Annotated in this window: 18 protein-coding genes and 3 pseudogenes; 8 read left to right on the top strand and 13 right to left on the bottom strand. The window is 59.6% G+C overall.

What is annotated here, in order from left to right; translation table 11 throughout:
• Positions 1 to 242: pseudogene (locus tag RIFP1SYM_RS11385) on the bottom strand (thioredoxin); the annotation flags it as partial.
• A 400-nt stretch (positions 243 to 642) separates the two neighbouring features.
• Between RIFP1SYM_RS11385 and RIFP1SYM_RS11390 the strand changes: the two are divergent.
• Positions 643 to 1,419, top strand: a complete 777-nt coding sequence (locus RIFP1SYM_RS11390; RefSeq protein WP_006474442.1) for a GGDEF domain-containing protein — start codon at positions 643 to 645, stop codon at positions 1,417 to 1,419.
• A gap of 3 nt (positions 1,420 to 1,422) precedes the next feature.
• Here the strand turns inward: RIFP1SYM_RS11390 and RIFP1SYM_RS11395 are convergent, their stop codons facing one another.
• The 8 genes from RIFP1SYM_RS11395 to RIFP1SYM_RS11430 are packed head-to-tail and all read right to left on the bottom strand — an operon-like array spanning position 1,423 to position 7,963.
• The gene (locus RIFP1SYM_RS11395; protein ID WP_005964623.1) at positions 1,423 to 2,112 is read right to left on the bottom strand and encodes an endonuclease III domain-containing protein; all 690 of its coding nucleotides are present in this window, start codon (positions 2,110 to 2,112) and stop codon (positions 1,423 to 1,425) included.
• Positions 2,085 to 2,981, bottom strand: a complete 897-nt coding sequence (rluB, locus tag RIFP1SYM_RS11400; protein WP_005964625.1) for a 23S rRNA pseudouridine(2605) synthase RluB — start codon at positions 2,979 to 2,981, stop codon at positions 2,085 to 2,087. The genes RIFP1SYM_RS11395 and rluB overlap by 28 nt, the downstream gene beginning before the upstream one ends.
• Positions 2,978 to 3,688 carry an SMC-Scp complex subunit ScpB gene (gene scpB / locus RIFP1SYM_RS11405; RefSeq protein WP_005964628.1) on the bottom strand — a complete coding sequence of 237 codons (711 nt, stop codon included), beginning with the start codon at positions 3,686 to 3,688 and terminating at the stop codon, positions 2,978 to 2,980. The genes rluB and scpB overlap by 4 nt, the downstream gene beginning before the upstream one ends.
• Positions 3,689 to 3,701: 13 nt before the next feature.
• Complete coding sequence (locus tag RIFP1SYM_RS11410) at positions 3,702 to 4,520, bottom strand: segregation and condensation protein A (RefSeq protein ID WP_005964631.1); 819 nt, start codon at positions 4,518 to 4,520, stop codon at positions 3,702 to 3,704.
• A gap of 8 nt (positions 4,521 to 4,528) precedes the next feature.
• Positions 4,529 to 5,746, bottom strand: coding sequence for a tryptophan--tRNA ligase (locus RIFP1SYM_RS11415; RefSeq protein ID WP_005964633.1), 1,218 nt, complete (start codon positions 5,744 to 5,746; stop codon positions 4,529 to 4,531).
• A 2-nt stretch (positions 5,747 to 5,748) separates the two neighbouring features.
• A complete protein-coding gene (locus RIFP1SYM_RS11420) occupies positions 5,749 to 6,459 on the bottom strand; it encodes a site-2 protease family protein (RefSeq protein WP_005964636.1) in 711 nt (236 codons plus the stop codon).
• A gap of 7 nt (positions 6,460 to 6,466) precedes the next feature.
• Positions 6,467 to 7,093, bottom strand: a complete 627-nt coding sequence (locus RIFP1SYM_RS11425; protein WP_005964640.1) for an L-threonylcarbamoyladenylate synthase — start codon at positions 7,091 to 7,093, stop codon at positions 6,467 to 6,469.
• A 9-nt stretch (positions 7,094 to 7,102) separates the two neighbouring features.
• Positions 7,103 to 7,963 carry a PHP domain-containing protein gene (locus tag RIFP1SYM_RS11430; RefSeq protein WP_006474446.1) on the bottom strand — a complete coding sequence of 287 codons (861 nt, stop codon included), beginning with the start codon at positions 7,961 to 7,963 and terminating at the stop codon, positions 7,103 to 7,105.
• A gap of 118 nt (positions 7,964 to 8,081) precedes the next feature.
• Between RIFP1SYM_RS11430 and RIFP1SYM_RS11435 the strand changes: the two genes are divergently transcribed.
• From RIFP1SYM_RS11435 to RIFP1SYM_RS11455, 5 genes are all read left to right on the top strand, one after another.
• Entirely contained in the window at positions 8,082 to 8,855 is a 774-nt protein-coding gene (locus tag RIFP1SYM_RS11435) for a hypothetical protein (RefSeq protein ID WP_006474447.1), read from the top strand.
• 24 nt (positions 8,856 to 8,879) lie between these two features.
• On the top strand, positions 8,880 to 9,545 hold the full coding sequence (locus RIFP1SYM_RS11440; RefSeq protein ID WP_005964649.1) for a septation protein A: 666 nt from the start codon (positions 8,880 to 8,882) through the stop codon (positions 9,543 to 9,545).
• Positions 9,546 to 9,848 (top strand): YciI family protein, encoded by a 303-nt coding sequence (locus RIFP1SYM_RS11445; RefSeq protein WP_005964652.1) that lies wholly within the window; start codon positions 9,546 to 9,548, stop codon positions 9,846 to 9,848.
• A 34-nt stretch (positions 9,849 to 9,882) separates the two neighbouring features.
• On the top strand, positions 9,883 to 10,821 hold the full coding sequence (locus RIFP1SYM_RS11450) for a peptidylprolyl isomerase (protein ID WP_005964655.1): 939 nt from the start codon (positions 9,883 to 9,885) through the stop codon (positions 10,819 to 10,821).
• A gap of 396 nt (positions 10,822 to 11,217) precedes the next feature.
• Complete coding sequence (locus tag RIFP1SYM_RS11455) at positions 11,218 to 11,433, top strand: hypothetical protein (RefSeq protein WP_039960362.1); 216 nt, start codon at positions 11,218 to 11,220, stop codon at positions 11,431 to 11,433.
• A 21-nt stretch (positions 11,434 to 11,454) separates the two neighbouring features.
• On the opposite strand, the gene RIFP1SYM_RS11460 is transcribed toward RIFP1SYM_RS11455, so the two are convergent.
• The 4 genes and pseudogenes from RIFP1SYM_RS11460 to smc form a co-directional block, all read right to left on the bottom strand.
• Positions 11,455 to 11,748, bottom strand: a complete 294-nt coding sequence (locus RIFP1SYM_RS11460; RefSeq protein WP_005964658.1) for a hypothetical protein — start codon at positions 11,746 to 11,748, stop codon at positions 11,455 to 11,457.
• A gap of 83 nt (positions 11,749 to 11,831) precedes the next feature.
• Positions 11,832 to 14,106: pseudogene (gene ligA / locus RIFP1SYM_RS11465) on the bottom strand (NAD-dependent DNA ligase LigA).
• On the bottom strand, positions 14,103 to 14,864 hold the full coding sequence (locus RIFP1SYM_RS11470; RefSeq protein WP_138921801.1) for a cell division protein ZipA: 762 nt from the start codon (positions 14,862 to 14,864) through the stop codon (positions 14,103 to 14,105). Before RIFP1SYM_RS11470 ends, ligA begins: the two are co-directional and overlap by 4 nt.
• A 2-nt stretch (positions 14,865 to 14,866) precedes the next feature.
• Positions 14,867 to 18,377, bottom strand: a pseudogene (gene smc / locus RIFP1SYM_RS11475) (chromosome segregation protein SMC).
• 173 nt (positions 18,378 to 18,550) lie between these two features.
• Here smc and queF point away from each other — a divergent pair.
• Positions 18,551 to 18,940 (top strand): preQ(1) synthase, encoded by a 390-nt coding sequence (gene queF / locus RIFP1SYM_RS11480; protein WP_005964673.1) that lies wholly within the window; start codon positions 18,551 to 18,553, stop codon positions 18,938 to 18,940.
• Between the two features lie 98 nt (positions 18,941 to 19,038).
• Positions 19,039 to 20,157 carry an FGGY-family carbohydrate kinase gene (locus RIFP1SYM_RS11485; RefSeq protein WP_338063176.1) on the top strand — a complete coding sequence of 373 codons (1,119 nt, stop codon included), beginning with the start codon at positions 19,039 to 19,041 and terminating at the stop codon, positions 20,155 to 20,157.
• Positions 20,158 to 20,217: the final 60 nt, after the last annotated feature.

Below are 20,217 nucleotides of genomic sequence, written 5' to 3' on the forward strand. Positions count from 1 at the left end.
AGCAGCTTGGCGCAATAGGGGCAGCCATCCTGGTGGAAATAGAGCAGCAGACGCTTACCCTCCCCGGCCGCCGCCTCTACGTCCTCCTGCAGATCGAGAAATGATTGCTTAAACCAGTCCGGTTTTTCGTGATATCCAGGATTGACAAGACCGGCACCCAGCTTGCTGTCGCCTTCAGCTGCATGGCAGGCGATAGAAATTGATAGCAGCCCTATGGCAGGAAGCAACCAGGACAATTTCATTTCTCCTCCTTCGGCATCATGGCCCGACTTGTTCAGTCACGACTCATTGTTATTTCATAACTCTATCCACACTAGCAGATTTTCATTCGGTACTCGCTCATGAGAGATGCAACAGACCTGCATACTTCCGAAAAACTGTGTCGTATTTTCGACGCAGCAAGACAAAAAAATATATTACTGATTGATTTAAAAGGAAAAATATTTTTGGCACGCAATTCGCAAAGTTAGTGTGGTCAATAACAATTTTAGGGCCAGAAAAATGACGGGTTCCCTGCAAAGCATCGAAAATCGCTCACGGACCTCCAATTTGAGCATATTTCAGACACCAATCCCGCAGTCATCAAATGGGGGCGCCAAACTCTCGACACTGCTCGAGCTTACAACCCGGCTGCAGAGTACATTGGAGCTTGAGAGCATCATCGAGCTGTTTGTCGCAGACATCAGCAAAGAGTTCCGGCACGATGGGATTGAGTACATCTCTCCTGATCAGGAGTTGACGCTGACACTGGGTGTAAACACTACTCACTCCACCAGTTATGAATTAAAGGTTCTGGAGCAGCCGCTGGGTGTTCTTCGTTTCTGCCGCAACCACCCATTTGACGATGATGAACTGAAGCTCCTTGAGCACTATCTGACCATTCTGCTTTATCCGCTGCGCAACGCACTCCTCTACCGTTCCGCCATCAACTCAGCCTTTATCGATGCTCTTACCGGAGTGAAAAACCGCGCAGCGTTTGTCAGCAACTTTAATCGGGAGCTTGATCTGGCAAGCCGAAACGGCACAGAGCTTTCCATTATTATGCTCGATGTGGACTACTTCAAGCGGATCAATGACAAGTATGGTCACACCGTAGGAGACATGGTGTTGAAGAACATCGCACTTGCAGTCGAAGCTAGCGTCCGCAGCAGTGACGCCCTCTATCGCTACGGCGGTGAAGAGTTTGTCATTACCCTCAGTGGAACCTGTGCAGAGGGTGCATACCAACTGGCCGAACGGATTCGCAAGAATGTCGAGGCACTGAGTTTCAGCAGTCCAAAAGGCCTGCAGGCACGTCTCAGCTTGGGGGTCGCAACCCTGCAGAAGAATGAGTCTGGTGAGACGTTGTTCAAACGGGCGGATGCTGCGCTCTATTGCGCCAAAGGACAGGGACGCAACCAGACCTACCGTGCCGAGTGAATCTCAGGCCAAGGCGTGCTGCTGAACAGCCCAGTCGCACTCCCGTGCAAGACAGCAGACTGTGCAGTCAGGCTGTTTTCGACAGGCCTCTTTGGCATGGCGCACAATCAGCGCATGGTATTCGTTGAAGAGCTCCGGATCGGGCCCCAGTGCCCGTTCAAATGCCAGACGCAGTGCCTCATAAGCTAAGTGCGTCGGGACCATGCCAAGGCGAGAAAAGATGCGCCGTGTATAGGCATCGATGACAAATACCGGCCGCTCAAAGGCATAGAGCAGGATGTCGTCAGCGGTCTCTGGTCCAATTCCGTTGACCGAAAGGAATGCCCTGCGCAGCGCCTTATCAGAGAGCGGCTGCAGCTGCCCAGCGTGCGCGCGCAAAAAACTACAGAGATGCTTCAGGCGCCTTGCCTTAACGTTGAAGTAACCTGCAGGACGGATCAGCTGCGCCAGCTCATCCGGCGGCATCCGGTCGATCTGATGAAGATCAAGTGCATCGATCGCCTTTAGGTTCTGGATCGCCCGCTCGACATTGGACCAGGCGGCATTCTGCGTTAAAACCGCACCGACCATCACCTCGAAGGCGCTATCTGCCGGCCACCAGTGCTGCGGCCCATAGCACTGCAACAGCTGGCTATAAACAGTCCGCAGACGTCTGCCATCAAGTCTTAACGGGGATTCCTTGAGCGTCGCCATGGATTGTTCGCGGAGCTGCCCGACGCTTTTGGCCCTCTGCCCTGCTTGCGCGGCGCCTGTTGTCGATCCGACCTGTAATGCTTTGCTCTGGCTGGTGGCTGACGTTTTTCCGGTGGTAGCCCAGAGATCTCCAGCAATTGGTTGACCTCAGTGTGCGTCAATGCGCGCCACCTGCCGACCTTCAGGGCGCTCTCCAGGATCACGCTGCCGTAGCGTACCCGTTTGAGGCGACTCACCTGCACACCAATCGCCTCCCACAGACGCCGCACCTCCCGTTGGCGCCCCTCCATGATTACGACATGGAACCAGCGGTTGATCCCTTCGCCACCGGATTCGACAATCTCCTCGAAGCGGGCCGGACCATCCTCCAGCTCGACACCGTGGGTCAGTTGCTTTAACTGCTCCTCACTGACCTGCCCCATCACCCGTACGGCATACTCCCTTTCCACCTGGCGGCTGGGGTGCATCAATCTATTAGCCAATTCGCCATCAGTGGTGAGCAGCAGCAAGCCAGAGGTATTCAGGTCGAGCCGTCCCACCGGGATCCAGCGGCCGTGCTGGAGGCGGGGCAGTCTGTGATAGATGGTGCGCCGGCCTTCTGGATCCTTACGCGTCACCAGCTCTCCTTCCGGTTTGTTGTAGACCAGCACCCGCCGCTCCGGCGCCTCCATGCGCTTCTGCGAGAAAGGACGACCATCGATCCGGATGCGGTCGCTGCCAACGACTCGTTGTCCCAGCTTGGCGGTTTCACCGTTGACTTCGATCCGGCCTTCACTGATCCAGCCCTCGATCTCACGACGCGAGCCGACACCGGCGTTGGCCAGCACCTTCTGCAGGCGCTCTCCCATCTGAGGTTTATTCTGACTCATTCCGACTCACTCTGTTGGAGTGGCAACTCACCACTGTGAGAGGCTGCAATCTCATCCTTCTGAGAGAGATCAGCATCCAGGCTGGCCACTGATTCGGCCGCATCATCATCCCCGGACGGCTCGTCCCCCGGCTCCGCCATATTCGGCTCCTTAAGCTGCAGTTCCCGGTTGATTGATTCCAAATCACGTATCTCCGCCAAAGTTGGCAGCTCACCCAGGCCCTTCATGTTGAAGTAGTCGAGAAATGCCTTGGTGGTGGCATAGAGGGCCGGCTTGCCCGGCACATCCCGGTGCCCAACCACCCGCACCCACTCGCGTTCGGTAAGGGTCTTGATGATATTAGTGCTGACGCTGACACCGCGGATATCCTCGATCTCGCCACGGGTGATCGGCTGCCGATAGGCGATCAAGGCGAGGGTCTCGAGCAGCGCGCGGGAGTATTTCGGCGGACGTTCTGTCCAGAGTCGCGATACCCAGGGGGCGTATTCCGAACGAATCTGGACACGAAAGCCGCTGCCGACCTCGCTGACCTCGATACCGCGTCCCTGATAGTCTGCCTGCAGCGTCTCAAGGGCAGTGCGCAAACGCTCTTTATCTGGCGTCTCCGCTTCAGCAAAAACTCCCTGCAGCTGGTCGAGGCTCAGCGGCCGGCCGGCCGCCAGCAGCGCGGCCTCTACAATCTGTTTTAATTTATCGTCAGAGGACATGCATCACTCGATTTCAGGAGACGATCGCTTTCACGTGGATTGGCGCAAAGGGTTCGTTCTGCACCAGCTCCAATAACGATCCTTTGATCAGTTCCAGCACCGCAAGAAAGGTTACCACCACTCCCGGCCGCCCCTCTTCGAAGTCGAACAGGGTGGAAAAATCGCAGAAACTCTCCCCATTCACCCGCTCCAGTATCTGCGACATCCGCTCCCGCACCGACAGCGCCTCGCGCTCCACCCGATGGCTGGTGAACATGTCTGCCCGCTGCAGCACATCCTTGAAGGCGAGCAGCAGCTCCTGTAGCGAGATATCGGGCTCCCGCACCTCCTGTTTTCGTTCGATCAGCTCTGCCTGGCCCTGGAAGTTGTCACGGCCGATGCGCGGCAGCTGGTCGATATCCTCGGCCGCCTGTTTGTAACGTTCATACTCCTGCAGTCGGCGGATCAGCTCGGCCCGCGGGTCGGCCTCATCCTCATCCTCGCTGCTCTGGCGCGGCAGTAGCATGCGGGATTTGATCTCCGCCAACATCGCCGCCATCACCAGATACTCGGCCGCCAGCTCTAAGCGCAGCTCCTCCATCATCTCGATATATTGGATGTACTGCTCGGTAATCTCGGCGATGGGGATGTTGAGAATGTCGAGATTTTGTCGTTTGATCAGGTAGAGCAGCAGGTCAAGCGGCCCCTCAAACGCCTCAAGGATCACCTCCAGGGCATCCGGCGGGATGTAGAGATCTTTTGGCGGTGTGGTGACCGGCTCACCCTGCACCACCGCGAACGGCATCTCTTCCTGTTCGGGGTGATGGTGGGGGTGGTTTTCGGTCAAATCCATGAGCTGGCTTAAATGCCGCTGAGAGACATCGCGTGGCGTACCTCTTCCATGGTGGCTCGGGCCACATCCCGTGCTCGTTCACAGCCCTCATTGATGATGCTGCGCACCAGCTCTGGCTGTGCCTCGAACTCCGCAGCACGCTGTTGAATCGGCCGTAGCTCCTCCAGCACGCCATTGATCACCGGCTCCTTGCAGTCGAGACAGCCGATGCCGGCGGAGCGGCACCCCTGCTGCACCCACGCTTTCACATCGTCATCGGAGTAGACCTCGTGGAACTGCCAGACCGGGCACTTCGCCGGGTCACCCGGATCAGTGCGGCGTACCCGCGCCGGATCGGTCGGCATACGCTTGAGGGTGTTCTCCAACTCCGCCGGCTTGCTGCGCAGGGCGATGGTGTTGCCGTAGGATTTCGACATCTTCTGCCCGTCCAGCCCCGGCATCTTCGATGCCTTGGTGAGTAACGGCTGGGGTTCCACCAGGATCACCCGGCCACCACCCTCTAGGTAGCCGAACAGCCGCTCCTGGTCGCCCAGGGTGATATTCTGCTGCGAACCGAGCAGGGCACGCGCCACCTCCAATGCTTCCAGGTCGCCCTGTTCCTGATAGGCTCTGCGCAGCTTGTCGAACATTTTGGCGTTCTTCTTGCCCATCTTTTTCTTCGCCTGCTCTGCCTTCGCCTCGAAGTCGGGCTCGCGGCCGTAGATGTGGTTGAAGCGGCGCGCCACCTCCCGTGTCAGTTCCACATGAGCCACCTGATCCTCGCCCACCGGCACCTGGCCCGCCTTGTAGATCAGGATGTCGGCGGACTGCAGCAGCGGATAGCCAAGGAAACCGTAGGTTGCCAGATCCTTCTCTTTCAGCTTCTCCTGCTGATCCTTGTAGCTGGGCACACGCTCCAGCCAGCCCAGCGGGGTGATCATCGACAGCAGCAGATGCAGCTCGGCATGTTCCGGCACCCGCGACTGCACAAACAGGGTCGCAGAGTTACTGTTGACCCCCGCCGCCAGCCAGTCGATCACCATCTCCCAGGTACTCTCTGGGATCAGTGAAGGATCGTCGTAGTGGGTGGTCAGAGCGTGCCAGTCGGCAACAAAGAAGAAGCACTCGTACTCGTTCTGCAGCTCCACCCAGTTCTTGATGACACCGTGGTAGTGGCCAAGATGGAGACGCCCGGTCGGGCGCATGCCAGAGAGCACCCGCGAGTGCTGGGGGGAGAGAGAGTTCAAGACTAACTCCTTGAAGGGTTGAGGATGATCGGTAAAAGTTGCGAGACCACATCACTGGCCGGCAACAGTTGAATAGTCAATGATACCAGCGGCCAGAGTATCTGCCCCAGCAGGCCGGTCGTCAGTAGGATGATCAGGATGAACAGCCCGTAGCGCTCCAGGCCGGCATAGACCCGGGCGAGCGGACGCGGCAGCAGTGAATAGAGCACGCGCCCCCCATCCAGCGGCAGAATCGGCATCATATTGAGCGCCATCAGGATGGTATTGAAGAAGGCGCCGGCTACCCCCATCAGCACCAGTGGGATGGCGATCCAGGGCAGCGATTGAAGCAGAAAAATCCCCGGATAGATCAGCATGCCCCAGATAAAGGCCATCAACAGGTTGACGCCGGGGCCGGCCAATGCCACCAGTGCCATGTCGCGGCGCGGCTTGCGCAGGTTCTCCACCGTCACCGGCACCGGCTTGGCCCAGCCGAACAGGAACAGTGGTCCGCCGAAGATAAAGCTGGAGAGGATCAGTAGCAGCGGGATCAGCACGGTACCGATCGGGTCGATGTGCTTGATCGGGTTGAGGGTGATCCGGCCGAGCCTCTGCGCGGTGCTATCGCCGAGTCGCTTGGCCATCCAGCCGTGGGCCGCCTCGTGGAGTGTGATGGCGAACAGCAGCGGTATCGCGATCACCACTACCAGCTGAATAAGATTGATCCCCTGCATCGCGGGATTATACCTCGCTGAAAGAGCTGGCGTCGCCCTTGCCGAGTCGTGCCACTTCGGGGGTATCTTCGGTCAGCAGCACCACGGTGGTGGCCTCGAAACCGCAATAACCACCGTCGATGATCAGGTCGACCTCGTGATCGATCAGCTGACGCATCTCATAGGGATCGGTCAGCGGCATCTCGTCCCCCGGCAGCACCAGAGTAGAGCTCATGATCGGCTCAGCCAGCGCTGTCAGCAAGGCATCGACGATGCGATTGTCCGGCACCCGGATGCCGATGGTCTTGCGTTTGGCATGCTGCAGCCGGCGCGGCACCTGTTTGGTTGCCTTGAGGATGAAGGTGTAGGGACCGGGGGTCAGATTCTTCAGCAGCCGGTAGTCGCGATTGTTGACCTTGGCGTAGCTGGCGATCTCGGTCAGGTCGCGACAGACCAGGGTGAAGTTGTGTTTGTCATCGAGCCTGCGGATGCGGCGGATCCGCTCCATCGCGCCCTTGTCGCCGATGTGACATCCCAGGGCGTAGCTGGAGTCAGTGGGATAGGCCACCAACCCACCCTGGCGGATGATCTCTACCGCCTGCTGAATCAGGCGAGGCTGGGGGTTGTCCGGGTGAATCTGAAGAAAGAGTGCCATTGTCTTAATCTAAATCGCGCGGGCCTGGGGGCTGCTGATGCCCCAATCCCGCCAGATGGGAACGCAGCCATCCGGCAGCTGTGGCAGCCTGCCCAGCTCTATCCAGGGATGCTCGGGGCCATGATAATCGGAACCCGCCGAGGCGAGCAGGCCAAAATCTTTTGCATGACGTGCCATGTTGAAACAATCGTCACGGCTGTGGCTGCCCGATACCACTTCGAGTCCGGCTCCACCGGCCGCGGCAAACGCCTTGATCAACCGGCGCAGCTTGCTGCGGGTCATCCGATAGCGGGCGGGGTGTGCGATCACCGTTTGCCCTCCTGCGTCGGTGATCCAGCCAATTGCCTGTTCCAGGCTGGCCCACTCGCCTGGCACATAGCCGGGCTTGCCGTGCACCAGATAGTGTCTGAAGACCTTGCGCATATCAGGCATCACGCCGATCTTGACCAGGAAGCGGGCAAAGTGGGTGCGGCTCACCAGCCAGCCGTTGGAAAAGCTGCGTGCTCCCTCCAACGCATCGGGGATGCCCGCCTTTCCAAGACGCAGTGCAATCTCTTCTGCACGCCCAACCCGAAACGCCTGCAGCGCTTTAAGTCCATCCTGTAACGCGCTATTTTTATGATCAAAATTCAGCCCGACAAGATGCACTGTCTGGCGCTCCCAGGTGACCGATATCTCCACCCCCGGCAGCAGCTGAATACCTGACTCCCTGGCCGCCAACTGTGCCTCGTCGATACCGGCAGTGTTATCGTGATCGGTGAGTGCCAATACTTTTACACCAGCCGCAGCGGCGGCGCGCACCAATGCCGTCGGCGTAAGGGTGCCGTCGGAAGCGGTGGAGTGTGAGTGCAGATCGTAACCTAGAAACATGGCGGGGGATTGTACCCCATCCGGCGGGATATGCGTGGAATTTGAGCCGTCACGCAATCTGCTAACAATCTCCCCCCACCCTCAAGACGCCACCACAAGCGGCTGTTACAATTGCGGCATGCAGATAATCCCCGCCGATATAGTCGCCATTGCCGATGTCTTCCGTGACACTGTGGAAGAGCTGATCGAGGTGTTTGAGGATGAAGAATCCGCCGATGAGCAGCTCGATTCCCCAGAACTGCTCGCCAGCGCACTGTTCCAGCTGTTCGACCTGCTCAACTCGCCGGAGATGGCGCAGGCGCTCGATGCCAGCCTGACCCACAGGGAGCTGCATGCACCGCAGCAGCTGGTTGGCCACGATCTGCACGAGCTGGGCGACTATGGCATCAATCTGCTAATCGATCTCGCCTATGTGGCCGATACGTTGCGGCTGGAGGAGCACGCCCGCATGCTGGAGAACCTCTCTCTTCCGCTGGCGGTCTGGATCGCCCGCCGGGGCGGTGAACTGAGCACCCTGGAACCGGTGGTCAACGCCCTGGCTGCGCTGGCCAACATCACCACGGAAGCGGTCGATCTGGAGAACCTCTACCAGATGTCCAGTGACATCCAGTTGGCGGTGAGCCCGCTGCTGCAGACCGATCTTGACAAGGGCAATCCCAATCACCCCTGGCGGGTGCTGCTGGTCAACCGGGCGATCATCGCCACACGCAGCCACCATACCCTGCTGATGAAGGATGCCTTCGATAATCTGGTGCAGTTGATGCCTGAGGAGGCGTCACACTTTTTCCGCGAAGGCATGGAACAGATGGAAGCCCTGAGCTATCCAGAGCCTGTAAAAAAACTGGTGCAGGAGTATTTCCACGAATGGAGCGCCCAGCGCACCCTGCACTGACTAATCTAAGGGTATATCTGAAACATGAAGTTTCTGGCCGATTTTTTCCCCATCATTCTCTTTTTTGTCGCCTACAAACTCTACGGCATCTATGCCGCCACTGCAGTGGCTATCGGCGCTTCGGTGATCCAGGTCAGCTATCATTGGCTGCGCAACCGGCAGGTGGAGAAGATGCACCTGATCACCATGGTGATGTTGCTGGTGTTCGGCGGGCTGACCCTCCTGTTGCAGGATCGCACCTTCATCATGTGGAAACCCTCAGTGATCAACTGGTTGTTTGGCGCAGTCTTCATCGGCAGCCATTTCATCGGTGAAAAACCGCTGGCGGAGCGCATGATGGGGGATGCGGTACGCGTCCCCTCGCCGGTCTGGCGCCGACTCAATCTCGCCTGGGGGGGATTTTTTGTCCTGCTGGGGCTGGCCAACCTCTATGTGGCCAGCTTTTTCTTCAGCGCCGAAGCGGCGCTGACCGCCCAGACCGGCTTAGCCCAGATCGACCTGACCAGCTGCGGGGAACTATTCAACGGCGACGAACTTCAAATGTGTCTTGAGATGCAATCCCTGGAAGCGGATTGGGTCAACTTTAAATTGTTTGGAATGATGGGACTAACGCTGGCCTTTGTCCTGTTGCAGGCCTTCTACCTGGCCCGCCACATGCAGGATCAGGAACAATTGACAGAGGAGAATTGAGTGTACTACGCGATCATTGCGGAAGACCGGGAAGAGAGCTTGGAACAACGTCTTGCAACACGCCCCGCTCATGTTGAGCGGCTGAATGCGATGCAGGCGGATGGCCGGCTGCTGCTAGCTGGTCCCCATCCGGCAATCGACAACGAAGACCCGGGCCCCGCCGGTTTCACCGGTAGTCTGGTGGTAGCAGAGTTCGACAGCCTGGAGGCAGCCCGCGAATGGGCGGATCAGGATCCCTACGTGCTCGCCGGAGTCTATCAGCGGGTTACCATCAAACCCTTTAAAAAGGTCTTTCCGACCTGACCACTACTTTACCAATCAAGCATAAGGTCCAGCGATGAAAAAGCTTACTTTTATCACCGTGCTCAGCTGTTGCACTCTGCTCATCGGATGCAACCAGTCCGGTGATGGTGCAACCAATTCGGCCCAGACTGACACCGAGCAACCCGCAGCCGACTCCCCGATCCTGCCGGTTGGCGGGGAACAGCCGGCGCTCTCGCCCGACGTGTTGCTCACGGTCAATGGTCAGCCGGTATCCAGGATCCTGTTTGGGCTCTACTTTAAAGAGCGGGTCAGGGATCCTGCAAAGGCTAGCGACAATCCGCAGCTGCAGATGAAGGTGCTGAATGAACTCTCCAACCTGTTGATCCTCTCCCAGGATGCGGAGCAAAAACAGCTCGACAAATCTGCCGAGGTAGAGGCGACATTAACCCTGTTCCGCGCCAAACTGCTGACCCAGGCAGCAATCCAGCGCCATCTGAAGGAGCATCAGCCAACTGAGGCCGATTACCAGAAGCTCTATGACGCTGAGTATGCCAACAAGAGCAGTACCGAATTTAAGGCGCGCCACATCCTGCTGAAAGAGGAGGAGAAGGCGAAAGAGATCATCGCCCTACTGCAACAGGGAGGTGACTTTGCTGAGCTGGCCAAGACACACTCAACTGGCCCCACTGGCGCCAATGGCGGCGATCTCGGCTGGTTCGACTCGGAGCAGATGGTGAAGCCCTTTGCCGATGCGGTGCAGGCGATGGAGAAGGGAAAATACTCGGAAGCGCCGGTCAAGACCCAGTTCGGCTGGCATGTGATCCTGCTGGAAGATAGCCGTGACCTCCCCGCCCCGAGCCTAGATGCGGTACGTTCAGAACTGACTACCCGCCTGCAGCAGCAGGTTCTCGCCGATTATATTCAAGAGTTGCGGGCAAAAACCAAGCTCCACTACAACGAACAGCAGAAGCCGGCGAAGGAGAAAGCCGCGCAGGCATCCGGGGAGAGCTGATCCCTGTCGCAGGAGCGGCGTCCCATTTCGCGGCGCCGTTCCTGGAAAACCCGGCGCGCCCCTTGCCTGTCAGAAAAACTTACACTCCTCTGCCCTCGATCAAAAATCGATAAAGACAAACATAATCATTTAACAACAACAAGTTATGTGATTATGTTAAGGTTTATTGTTATTGTGATCCTGGCTGTTTCTGAGGCACAGTTCACACTTTCTTTGTCTTGATCTGTCGAAAAATTTTACACCCACTCTTTGCCCTGCTCCTGAAGAAGATTATTATTCACTAAATAACAGATACTTATTATTCTTGGCATACTATCTGCTCAGGCTGTGGGCCTGCCACTTGATTCTAGGGATCAGGATGGCCTTACCCACAATACAGCAGGGAGGAGTTCGAGCATGAAGGTACTGTTTAAGACTCTTATTTCTGGATTCGCACTGACCTTTACCCCGGTCCCGCAAGCATCTGCCAGCCTGAACAACCATCAGTGTGATGCCAAGATCAAGGCTCTGATCAGCCAGCCAAATCCCTGCACCTCTGCTCATCAAAGCTTCCGAATCGATCTCTCCCCTTCCAATAGCGCTCTCGCAGAATCTCCATATCACCCGGAGTAGATTGAAACAGAGAGACTTGGCTCACTTCTCCTTCTGTCCCTCGATGCGACCGATGCTGGAGATAGAAACGGTAGTGGCGGCGGGCGCCTCATCGATGAAGTAGGGGCGCTCTGTTGCGATTCGACCAGCCAGCTCCGCCAACTCCTTCTCGCGGGCAGTAATCAACCCAAAACAGGCGCGGATATCCTGAATCGTCTGCTCCGACAGAGGATGCTGCAGAGCCTTGTGCTCCGGGGCGGTATCTTTCACGATTGCAGCCAGCACTTTGCGCATGACCATCAGGATCTCTCTCTCTTTTGCAGATTCTTCGCTCATCTTAGACTCTTTGATTCAGTGTAAAGATTACGGGCAGATCGGCACAGCTTACCCAATCATTTAGCCCCATTACCATCCAATTATCATGGATCACTCTGCTCGGAGACACCGCCCAGCAGCCGCGCCAGCCCGGCCTCATCAAGGATCTCCACCCCCAGCTGCTGGGCCTTGCTGAGCTTTGAACCGGCCTCTGCACCGGCGATCAGGTAGTCGGTGTTTTTCGAGACACTGCCCGTCACCTTGGCCCCGAGCGCTTGCAGCTCTGCCTTGATCGCACTACGCGGCCGGCTCAGGGTACCGGTCAATACAACAGTCTTGCCCAGCAGTGGGCTTTCAGCAGGCGTTTCTGGCGGCGCTTCCTCTTCCCAGTTGACGCCGACCTGGCGCAGCTTCTCTATCACCTCCTGATTGTGAGGCTGGCGGAAGAAGGTGACGATGTGATCGGCCACAATTGGTCCCACTCCCTCTACCAGGCTGCGCTGTTCACGCCGCAGCAGCTCGGGGGTAGCCTGCCGCAACGCCTCCAGACTACCGAAACGCTCACTCAGGCGCTCAGCTACCGCCCGATTGAGACCGCGCACATTCATCCCGGCCAACCAGTCGGCAAGCCCACCGGCTAGTGGCTCTGCTGGCAGTGGGCCGGCCAACGTGTCGCAGATCGCCTGCGCGGTGCTGGCGCCGACCCCCTTGATGCCGCTGTCGTGGATGAAGTCGTCTCGTTCCGCGGCCATCAGGGGCTGCAGATCGCGGAAATGGCGGGCCAGTGCGGCGGCGGTGGCATCTCCAACCTCGCGGATGCCAAGCGCGAAGAGAAAACGCGCCAGGCTCGTCTGCTTGCTCCGCTCCAGGGCATCGAGCAGATTCTGCGCCGACTTCTCGGCCATGCGCTCCAGCCCTGCCAGCTCTTCCAGGCTGAGCGTGAACAGGTCGGCCGGATCCTTCACCAGCCCCTGCTCCACCAACTGCTCCACCAACTTGTCGCCCAGCCCTTCGATATCGAGAGCCTTGCGACTGGCGAAGTGTTTGATCGCTTCCTTGCGCTGGGCCGGACAATAGAGGCCGCCGCTGCAACGGGCCACCGCCTCCCCCTCCGGACGCACCACCTCGGAGCCGCAGACCGGACAGAGCTTCGGCAGCTCCACCGGTTTGCTGTCGGACGGGCGTCGCTCAGGCAGCACCCGCACCACCTCGGGGATCACATCCCCGGCGCGTCGCACATAGACGGTATCACCCGGCCGCACATCCTTGCGCAGCACCTCATCCATATTGTGCAGGGTTGCATTGCTGACCGTAACGCCGCCGACAAACACCGGCTGCAGGCGTGCCACCGGGGTGATCGCACCGGTGCGTCCCACCTGGAACTCCACCGCCTCAACCCGGGTCAGTTCCTCCTGGGCGGGAAATTTATAGGCAATGGCCCAGCGTGGTGCGCGAGCGATAAATCCTAGCTGCTGCTGCTGCTCGAACAGATCGACCTTGAATACCACCCCGTCGATCTCATAATTCAGATGCTCCCGTTGCGCCTCAATGCGTTGGTAATAGTCAACTATGCCATCGACACCATCGACCTGTTCAAGCAGCGGCGAGACCGGCAGACCCCAGTCGCGCAGACGCAGGATGCTCTGTGATTGGCTCTGCTCCAGCGGTCCGCCCGCGATCTCACCGAAGCCATAGCAGAAAAAGGCCAGTGGCCGTTGCGCGGTGATGCGTGGATCGAGCTGACGCAGGCTGCCGGCCGCCGCATTACGCGGATTGACAAACTCTTTCTCTCCCTGCTGGCGGGCGGCCTCGTTCAACCGTGCAAAGCCCGCCTTGGGCATGAAGATCTCGCCACGCACCTCCAACACCGGAGGCACATCGTCACCAATCAGCCGCAGCGGGATCGCCTTGATGGTACGCACGTTGGAGCTCACATCCTCGCCGCAGCTGCCATCCCCCCGGGTAGCCGCCTGCACCAATCGCCCCTGCTCATAGCGCAGGCTGATTGCCAGTCCGTCCAGTTTTGGTTCAGCGGCGTAGATCAACGACGCATCAGCCGCCAGCCCCAGCGATCGCGAACCCGTCGATCGAACTCATTGATCTTTTGCGCTTGAAGGCGTTATCCAACGAGAGCATCGCCACTCGGTGGTGGACTTCAGCAAACCCCTGCAACGGCTCACCGCCGACCCGTTGGGTCGGGGAGTCGTCACTCAGCAGTTCGGGGTGTTCCGCCTCCAGCACCTGCAGCTGCCGCATCAGCCGGTCATATTCGGCGTCGGGGATCTGCGGAGCGTCGTAGACGTAGTACTGACGATTGTGGAAGCGGATCTGCTCGCGTAATGCCTCGATCTGGGCCTCGGCCTCACTGCCTTGGCTCATCCCTTGCTCCGAGCGAGGCGGACCTTACGGCCATGTTCGATGATCTGTTCTCGCATATGCTCGATAGTCTGGCGGGTCAGCACACTGCGGCTCTGATCATGTAGCTCACCACCGAGGCGGGCAGCGAGCTGCTCGGCGGTCTTGAGCATGTCGTTGAAGATCGCCTGACCATCCTGCGGGCCGGGCAGCTGGGCAAAAAAAGCGAGCCCCGGGGTCTTGAATCCGCCCATCTGACCAAGAGGAAAGGTGCCGGGTTCGGCCAGGTTGGCGACGGTGTAGACTACCCGCCGGCTGCCATCTCCGGTGAGGCGGTGATACACCTTCATCTTGCCCGGCTGCAATCCGGCCGCACTCAGTGCACGCTCCAGCGGCTCACCATCGAACCAGTCGCCCCGGTGCAGCAGGTGAATCTGCAGGATCAGGTGGGGTACATCTAGCGGTGAGGTCTCATCCACCTCTAGGTGGATCTCCTCCTGCGGTTCCTGCTCGTCAGTCGCAGAAAAGGCCCGATCGAAGGGGCTCAGATCGTCATCCAGGCTGGAGTCTAGCTGACCGAGAGAGAGCTCATCGGGATCACCCACAGGCTTGGCGAAAGCACTCTCGATGGAACTCTCATCAGCCTCATCCAGCTCGGCTTCGAGTTTCTGTCGGGCTTGCTCCCGCGCATCTTTTCGGTTGAGCCGGTCCCAATAGTAGATGGCGATCAGAAATAGGATGCCGATGCCAATCAGTATCAATCGCAGTGTTCCACTATCCATGTTCAAACGGCTGTCAGCTGCGCCGCCTCCTCTACATCAACGGTTACCAGACGTGACACCCCAGGCTCATGCATGGTGACACCAGAGAGTTGGTTGGCGATCTCCATGGTGATCTTGTTGTGGGTGATAAAGATAAACTGCACTTTGTCCGACATCGCCTTCACCATCTGGCAAAAGCGCCCCACGTTGGCATCATCCAACGGCGCATCCACCTCGTCGAGCATGCAGAAAGGGGCCGGATTGAGCTGGAAGATGGCAAACACCATTGCCACCGCGGTGAGCGCCTTTTCCCCGCCTGAGAGCAGCTGAATGCTGGAGTTGCGCTTGCCCGGTGGGCGCGCCATTACGGTGACACCGGTATCGAGCAAATCTTCGCCGGTCAGCTCCAGATAGGCGTGGCCGCCACCGAACAAGCGTGGAAACAGCTCCTTGATGCCGTCATTGACCTTGTCGAAGGTCTCTTTAAAGCGGGTGCGGGTCTCGCGGTCGATCTTACGGATAGCGCCCTCCAGGGTATCTAAGGCGCTGCTGATGTCGGCATGCTGCTCATCCAGGTAGGCGAGCCGCTCCGACTGCTCCTTGAACTCATCGATCGCGGCCAGATTGATCGCACCGAGTCGCTGGATGCGGTTGGCCAGCTTTTCCAGCCGCTCACGCCAGACGCCCTCAGCAGCCTCTTCCGGCATCTCCCGGAACAGCGCCTCGGCGGTTTGGTCGGTCTCGCGCAGCTGCTCCTCCAGCGTTTTGCAGCGTACTAGTACCTCTTGGCGTTGCAGACGACCCTGATCGAGTTCGCTGCGGCGCGTCTGTACCGCCTGCTCGATGCGCTGGCGCTGCTGCTCCAGTTCACGCAGCTCCTGGTCGACCCGCTCTAGGCTGGCACGCACCTCACTCAGCTCCTTTTCCACCGCCAGCCGCTGTACCAGTTTCTCCTCCAGCGCCTCGCCCTGCTGCTCCAGCGGGGTTTCGGCTGCGGCCAGGGTGCCTCTGAGCTCCTCGCGGCGTTGTGCCAGGTGATCCAACTGTGAACTCATGCGCTGCAGATTCTGCTGTAGCGACTGTTGTGCGGTGCGCATCGACTGGATCTGCAGTGCGGCCTGGTGGCTCTGGGCGCGCTGCTGATTAAGCCGGTCACGCAGCTGGGTCAGCGCCTCGCGCAACCCGTCGCGCTCCACCACCAGTGACTCGCGGCGGTTGCCCAGGGTCTCGATCGACTCCAGCGCACTGTGCAGCCGTTGCCGGGTCAGCTCCAGCTCTTCACGATCTGTCTCGATCTGCTGCAGGATCTCCTGCTGCTCGCGATGCAGTTGCTCACGGCGCTGGTTGATGTGCTCGGCACGGGTACGCTTGCCGCTCAATGCCGAGGCGATCCCGGAGAGCGTGCGGTTAATCTCGTTAAAACTGGACTGCAGCTGTTCACGCTGCTGTTCGATCCGTTGTAGCTCGCTACTGCCCTGTTCGCTCTGCTCGGCCAGCTCGGCTGCGTTTGCCTCCCCCTGCTCGAGCAGCTGACTCAAGCGCCGCAGCTCCTCTTCCCGGGCCAGTACCCCGGTGCTTTCATCCTCCTCACGGGTGAGACGGATCCAGTTTGGTCCAAGCCAGGCCCCTTCCGGGGTGATCACTGATTCACCACTGCGCAGACCGCGACGCATCATCAAGGCGGTATCAAGGTCCTCTGCCAGACGCACCCCGCCGAGCAGGTTCTGCAACGGCCAGGGAGAGCGGATGCGCCCCAGCAGGCTGTCGCCCGGCGGCTCCGGCGCATCGGGCGGTACCGAAGTCTGATCGAGCAGGCTCAAGGCACCCTGCTGCAGCCCCGCCAATGCCTCTTTCAAATCGTCGAGGTTCTCCACACAGACCGCCTGCAGGTGGAATCCCAATACGATCTCCACTGCCCGCTGCCAACGCGACTCTACCTCCAACTGCTCCGCGAGACGGGCCGCTCTACTCAGATGACTCTGCTCCAGCCACTCGGAGAGCGCGTCTCCCTGCTTGCCCAAGGCGGCCTGCTGCAACGCCTCGAGTGAGGCGCGCCGCCCCTTGTCGCCCTGCAGTTGCGCGCGGACTTCGTCGAGCCGCTGCGCCAGCTGGCGATTGGCGTCGCGTTGCTCGCCGATCTGCTGCATGGTCTGGTCCAGCTGCTCCTGTACCACCTCGGCGCGGGCCTGCTGCTCCTGCTGCTGCCGCTCAAAGTCAGCGATCTCCTGCTGCAGCGGCCCTTCATCGAGGCCCGCCAGCTCTTCGTCGAAGCGTTGCAGTCGACGTACCTGATCCCGCTCGCGCTGCTCCAGGTTGTTGATCCGAGTGCGCTCCACCTGGGCGCTCTGGGCCGGCTCCGCCGCCTGCTGGTTGAACGCCTCCCACTGCGACTGCCAGGCGTTCATCGCCTCCTCGGCAGTGGCCACGGCAAGCGCAGCCTCCTCTTCCAGCGCCTGCGCCTCCTCCAGCCGCGGCTCTTCCCGCAGCAGATTTTCGTTGAGCTCTTCGAGTCGCGACTGGTCCTGGGCCCGATGCGCCTCCGACTCTTGCCAGGTCTGCTCCACCTGCTCCAGATCCTGCTGCTGCTGACGACGCGCGTCACGGGCAAACTGGATCGACTGCTCCAGGCCGTTGATCTCGGCGCCGATGGCGTAGAAGCGCCCCTGTACCTCATTAAACAGGTCGTTCGCCTCGGTGTGCTGTTCGCGGTGGGCCTCGATGCCCGCCTCCAGCCGGCGTTGCTCGGTGAGTGCCTGTTCGAGCCGGTTCTCCATCTCGGCGATGGAGCGGTCGCGTTGCTGCAGCTCTTCATCGAGGCTGCGCCAGCGCAGTGCCAGCAGTTCTGCCTTGAGCTGGCGCTCTTCCGCCTTGTAGCTCTGATACTTCTCTGCGGTGGCCGCTTGGCGTTGCAAGTGTTGCAGCTGTTTCGCCACCTCGCCGCGCAGATCCTCCAGCCGCTCCAGGTTCTCCCGGGTATGGCGGATGCGGTTTTCGGTGTCGCGCCGCCGCTCCTTGTATTTGGAGATGCCAGCGGCCTCTTCGAGATAGACCCGCAGCTGCTCCGGGCGCGCCTCGATCAGTCGTGAGATCATGCCCTGTTCGATGATCGAGTAGCTGCGCGGCCCCAAGCCGGTGCCGAGGAACAGGTCGGTGATGTCGCGGCGACGACAGCGGGTGCCGTTGAGATAGTAGTTCGACTGGCCGTCCCGCGAGACCTGGCGCTTCACCGAGATCTGGTTGTATTGGGCATACTGCCCGCCGGCGCGGCCCTCGGCATTGTCGAACAACAATTCAATGGTGGCGGTGCCAACTGGCTTGCGGGAGCTGGAGCCGTTGAAAATCACATCCGCCATCGATTCGCCGCGCAGCATCTTGGCGGAGCTTTCGCCCATCACCCAGCGCACCGCATCGATAACATTGGATTTTGCCGCAGCCATTGGGCCCGACAATGCCCACCAGGTTGCTTGGCATCGGCACGGTAGTCGGGTCAACAAATGATTTGAACCCGGCGAGTTTGATTTTCTCCAGTCGCATGGGCGGCTAAGATACACTAATCCCAGCCGCTGATACAGGCTTGTACAGCCTGCCAGGCTGTCAATTCATTATTCATATCCAACTGTTTTTTATAGATATTTTCCCATTACTTCTGACACCGGCCGGAGTTTCGTATAATCTCCGCCGATTCTTAACCGAGGCGACAAACCGAGATGCCGAGCCAACCGAGCAAACAGCTGGAAACCTTCGACAATCCGCAACCGGAGCGCGACTACACGATCCGCATCCGGGTGCCTGAATTCACCTGTCTCTGCCCCAAGACCGGTCAACCTGACTTTGCCGAGCTGACCCTTGAATATGTGGCCGACCAGCTCTGCGTGGAGCTGAAATCGCTGAAGATGTATGTCTGGTCGTTTCGTGATGAGGGGGCCTTCCACGAAGCCGTCACCAACCACATTTTGGAGGATCTGGTGAAAGCGACCCGGCCGCGCTTTATGCGTCTGACCGCCGACTTCAACGTGCGCGGCGGCGTCTATACGACGGTGGTTGCGGAGCACAGGGCCGATGGCTGGGAGCCGCCGATTGCCGTTCAGCTCCCCTGAGATCGACGCCCCCTGCTACATTGGCATCGACCTTGGCACCTCCGGCTGCCGGGGCATTGCCATCGATGGCCAGCGTCGGGTGGTGGACGGAGACCGCGGTGGACCTGTCCTCTCCCTTACACCCTTTTGCAGCCGCCAGCGAACAGGATCCAGAACTCTGGTGGCAGGCTAGCCTTGAGGTTCTGCTGGTGCTGCGGGAGCGGCTCGATAAGCATAGCATCCGCTCCATCGCAGTGGATGGCACCTCCGCCACCCTACTGCTCGCCGATCCGGCGGGCCGGCCGCTCACCCCTGCGCTGATGTATAACGACAGCCGCAGCCGGGCGGAGCTTCCCCGGATTGCGGCTGTCGCCCCGGCCTCGAGCCCGGTGCATAGCGCCTCATCAAGCCTCGCTAAACTGCTGCATCTGCAGCGGAAGATCGGCGATCAGCCCTTCCTCGCCCTGCATCAGGCCGACTGGATTCTTGGCCGGCTCTGCGGCCGATTTGGCATCAGTGACGCCAACAACTGCCTGAAGCTGGGTTTTGATCCGCAGACAAGGGAATGGCCGGAGTGGCTGGAGCGGTTAGATGTACCGTTCGATGCCCTGCCGCAGGTCCGTCAGCCGGGCGAGATTGCCGGGCGACTCAGCGATGATACGGCTCAGGCCACCGGCATCCCCGGTTGTTGCCGCCTGGTCAGCGGCACCACCGACAGCAATGCCGCGACACTGGCCGCAGGTGCATCAGAGATCGGCGATGCGGTAACCTCACTCGGCAGCACCCTGGTATTAAAGATCCTCTCCGAGCGGCCGGTTTCTGCACCAGAGTATGGCGTCTACAGCCACCGGCTGGGGGATCATTGGCTGGTTGGCGGGGCCTCCAACAGCGGCGGCGCGGTCTGTGCCGCCCACTTCAGCCAGGAGCAGATGGGGCAGCTCAGCGAGGCGCTCAATTTCGCCCAGCCCACCGGGCTCGACTACTATCCGCTGCTCCAGCCTGGCGAGCGGTTTCCGCTCAACGACCCGGAGAAGCCAGCCCATCTCAGCCCTCGACCTGAGCAGGATCTGCGCTTCTTTCAGGGATTCTGGAGGGCATCACCCGCATCGAGGTGGAGGGATATGCGCTGCTGCAGCGCCTGGGGGCTCCTCCACCAAAGCGGATCTTCTCGATCGGTGGTGGTGCCGCCAATCAACCCTGGCTGGCGTTTCGCGAGCAGCAACTGGGGGTACCGGTGATTCGCTCTGCGCAGCAGCAGGCCGCCTATGGCACTGCCTTGCTGGCGCTACGGGGGGTAA

The sequence above is a fragment of the endosymbiont of Riftia pachyptila (vent Ph05) genome (genome assembly GCF_000224455.1).
GTDB lineage: Bacteria > Pseudomonadota > Gammaproteobacteria > Chromatiales > Chromatiaceae > Endoriftia > Endoriftia persephonae.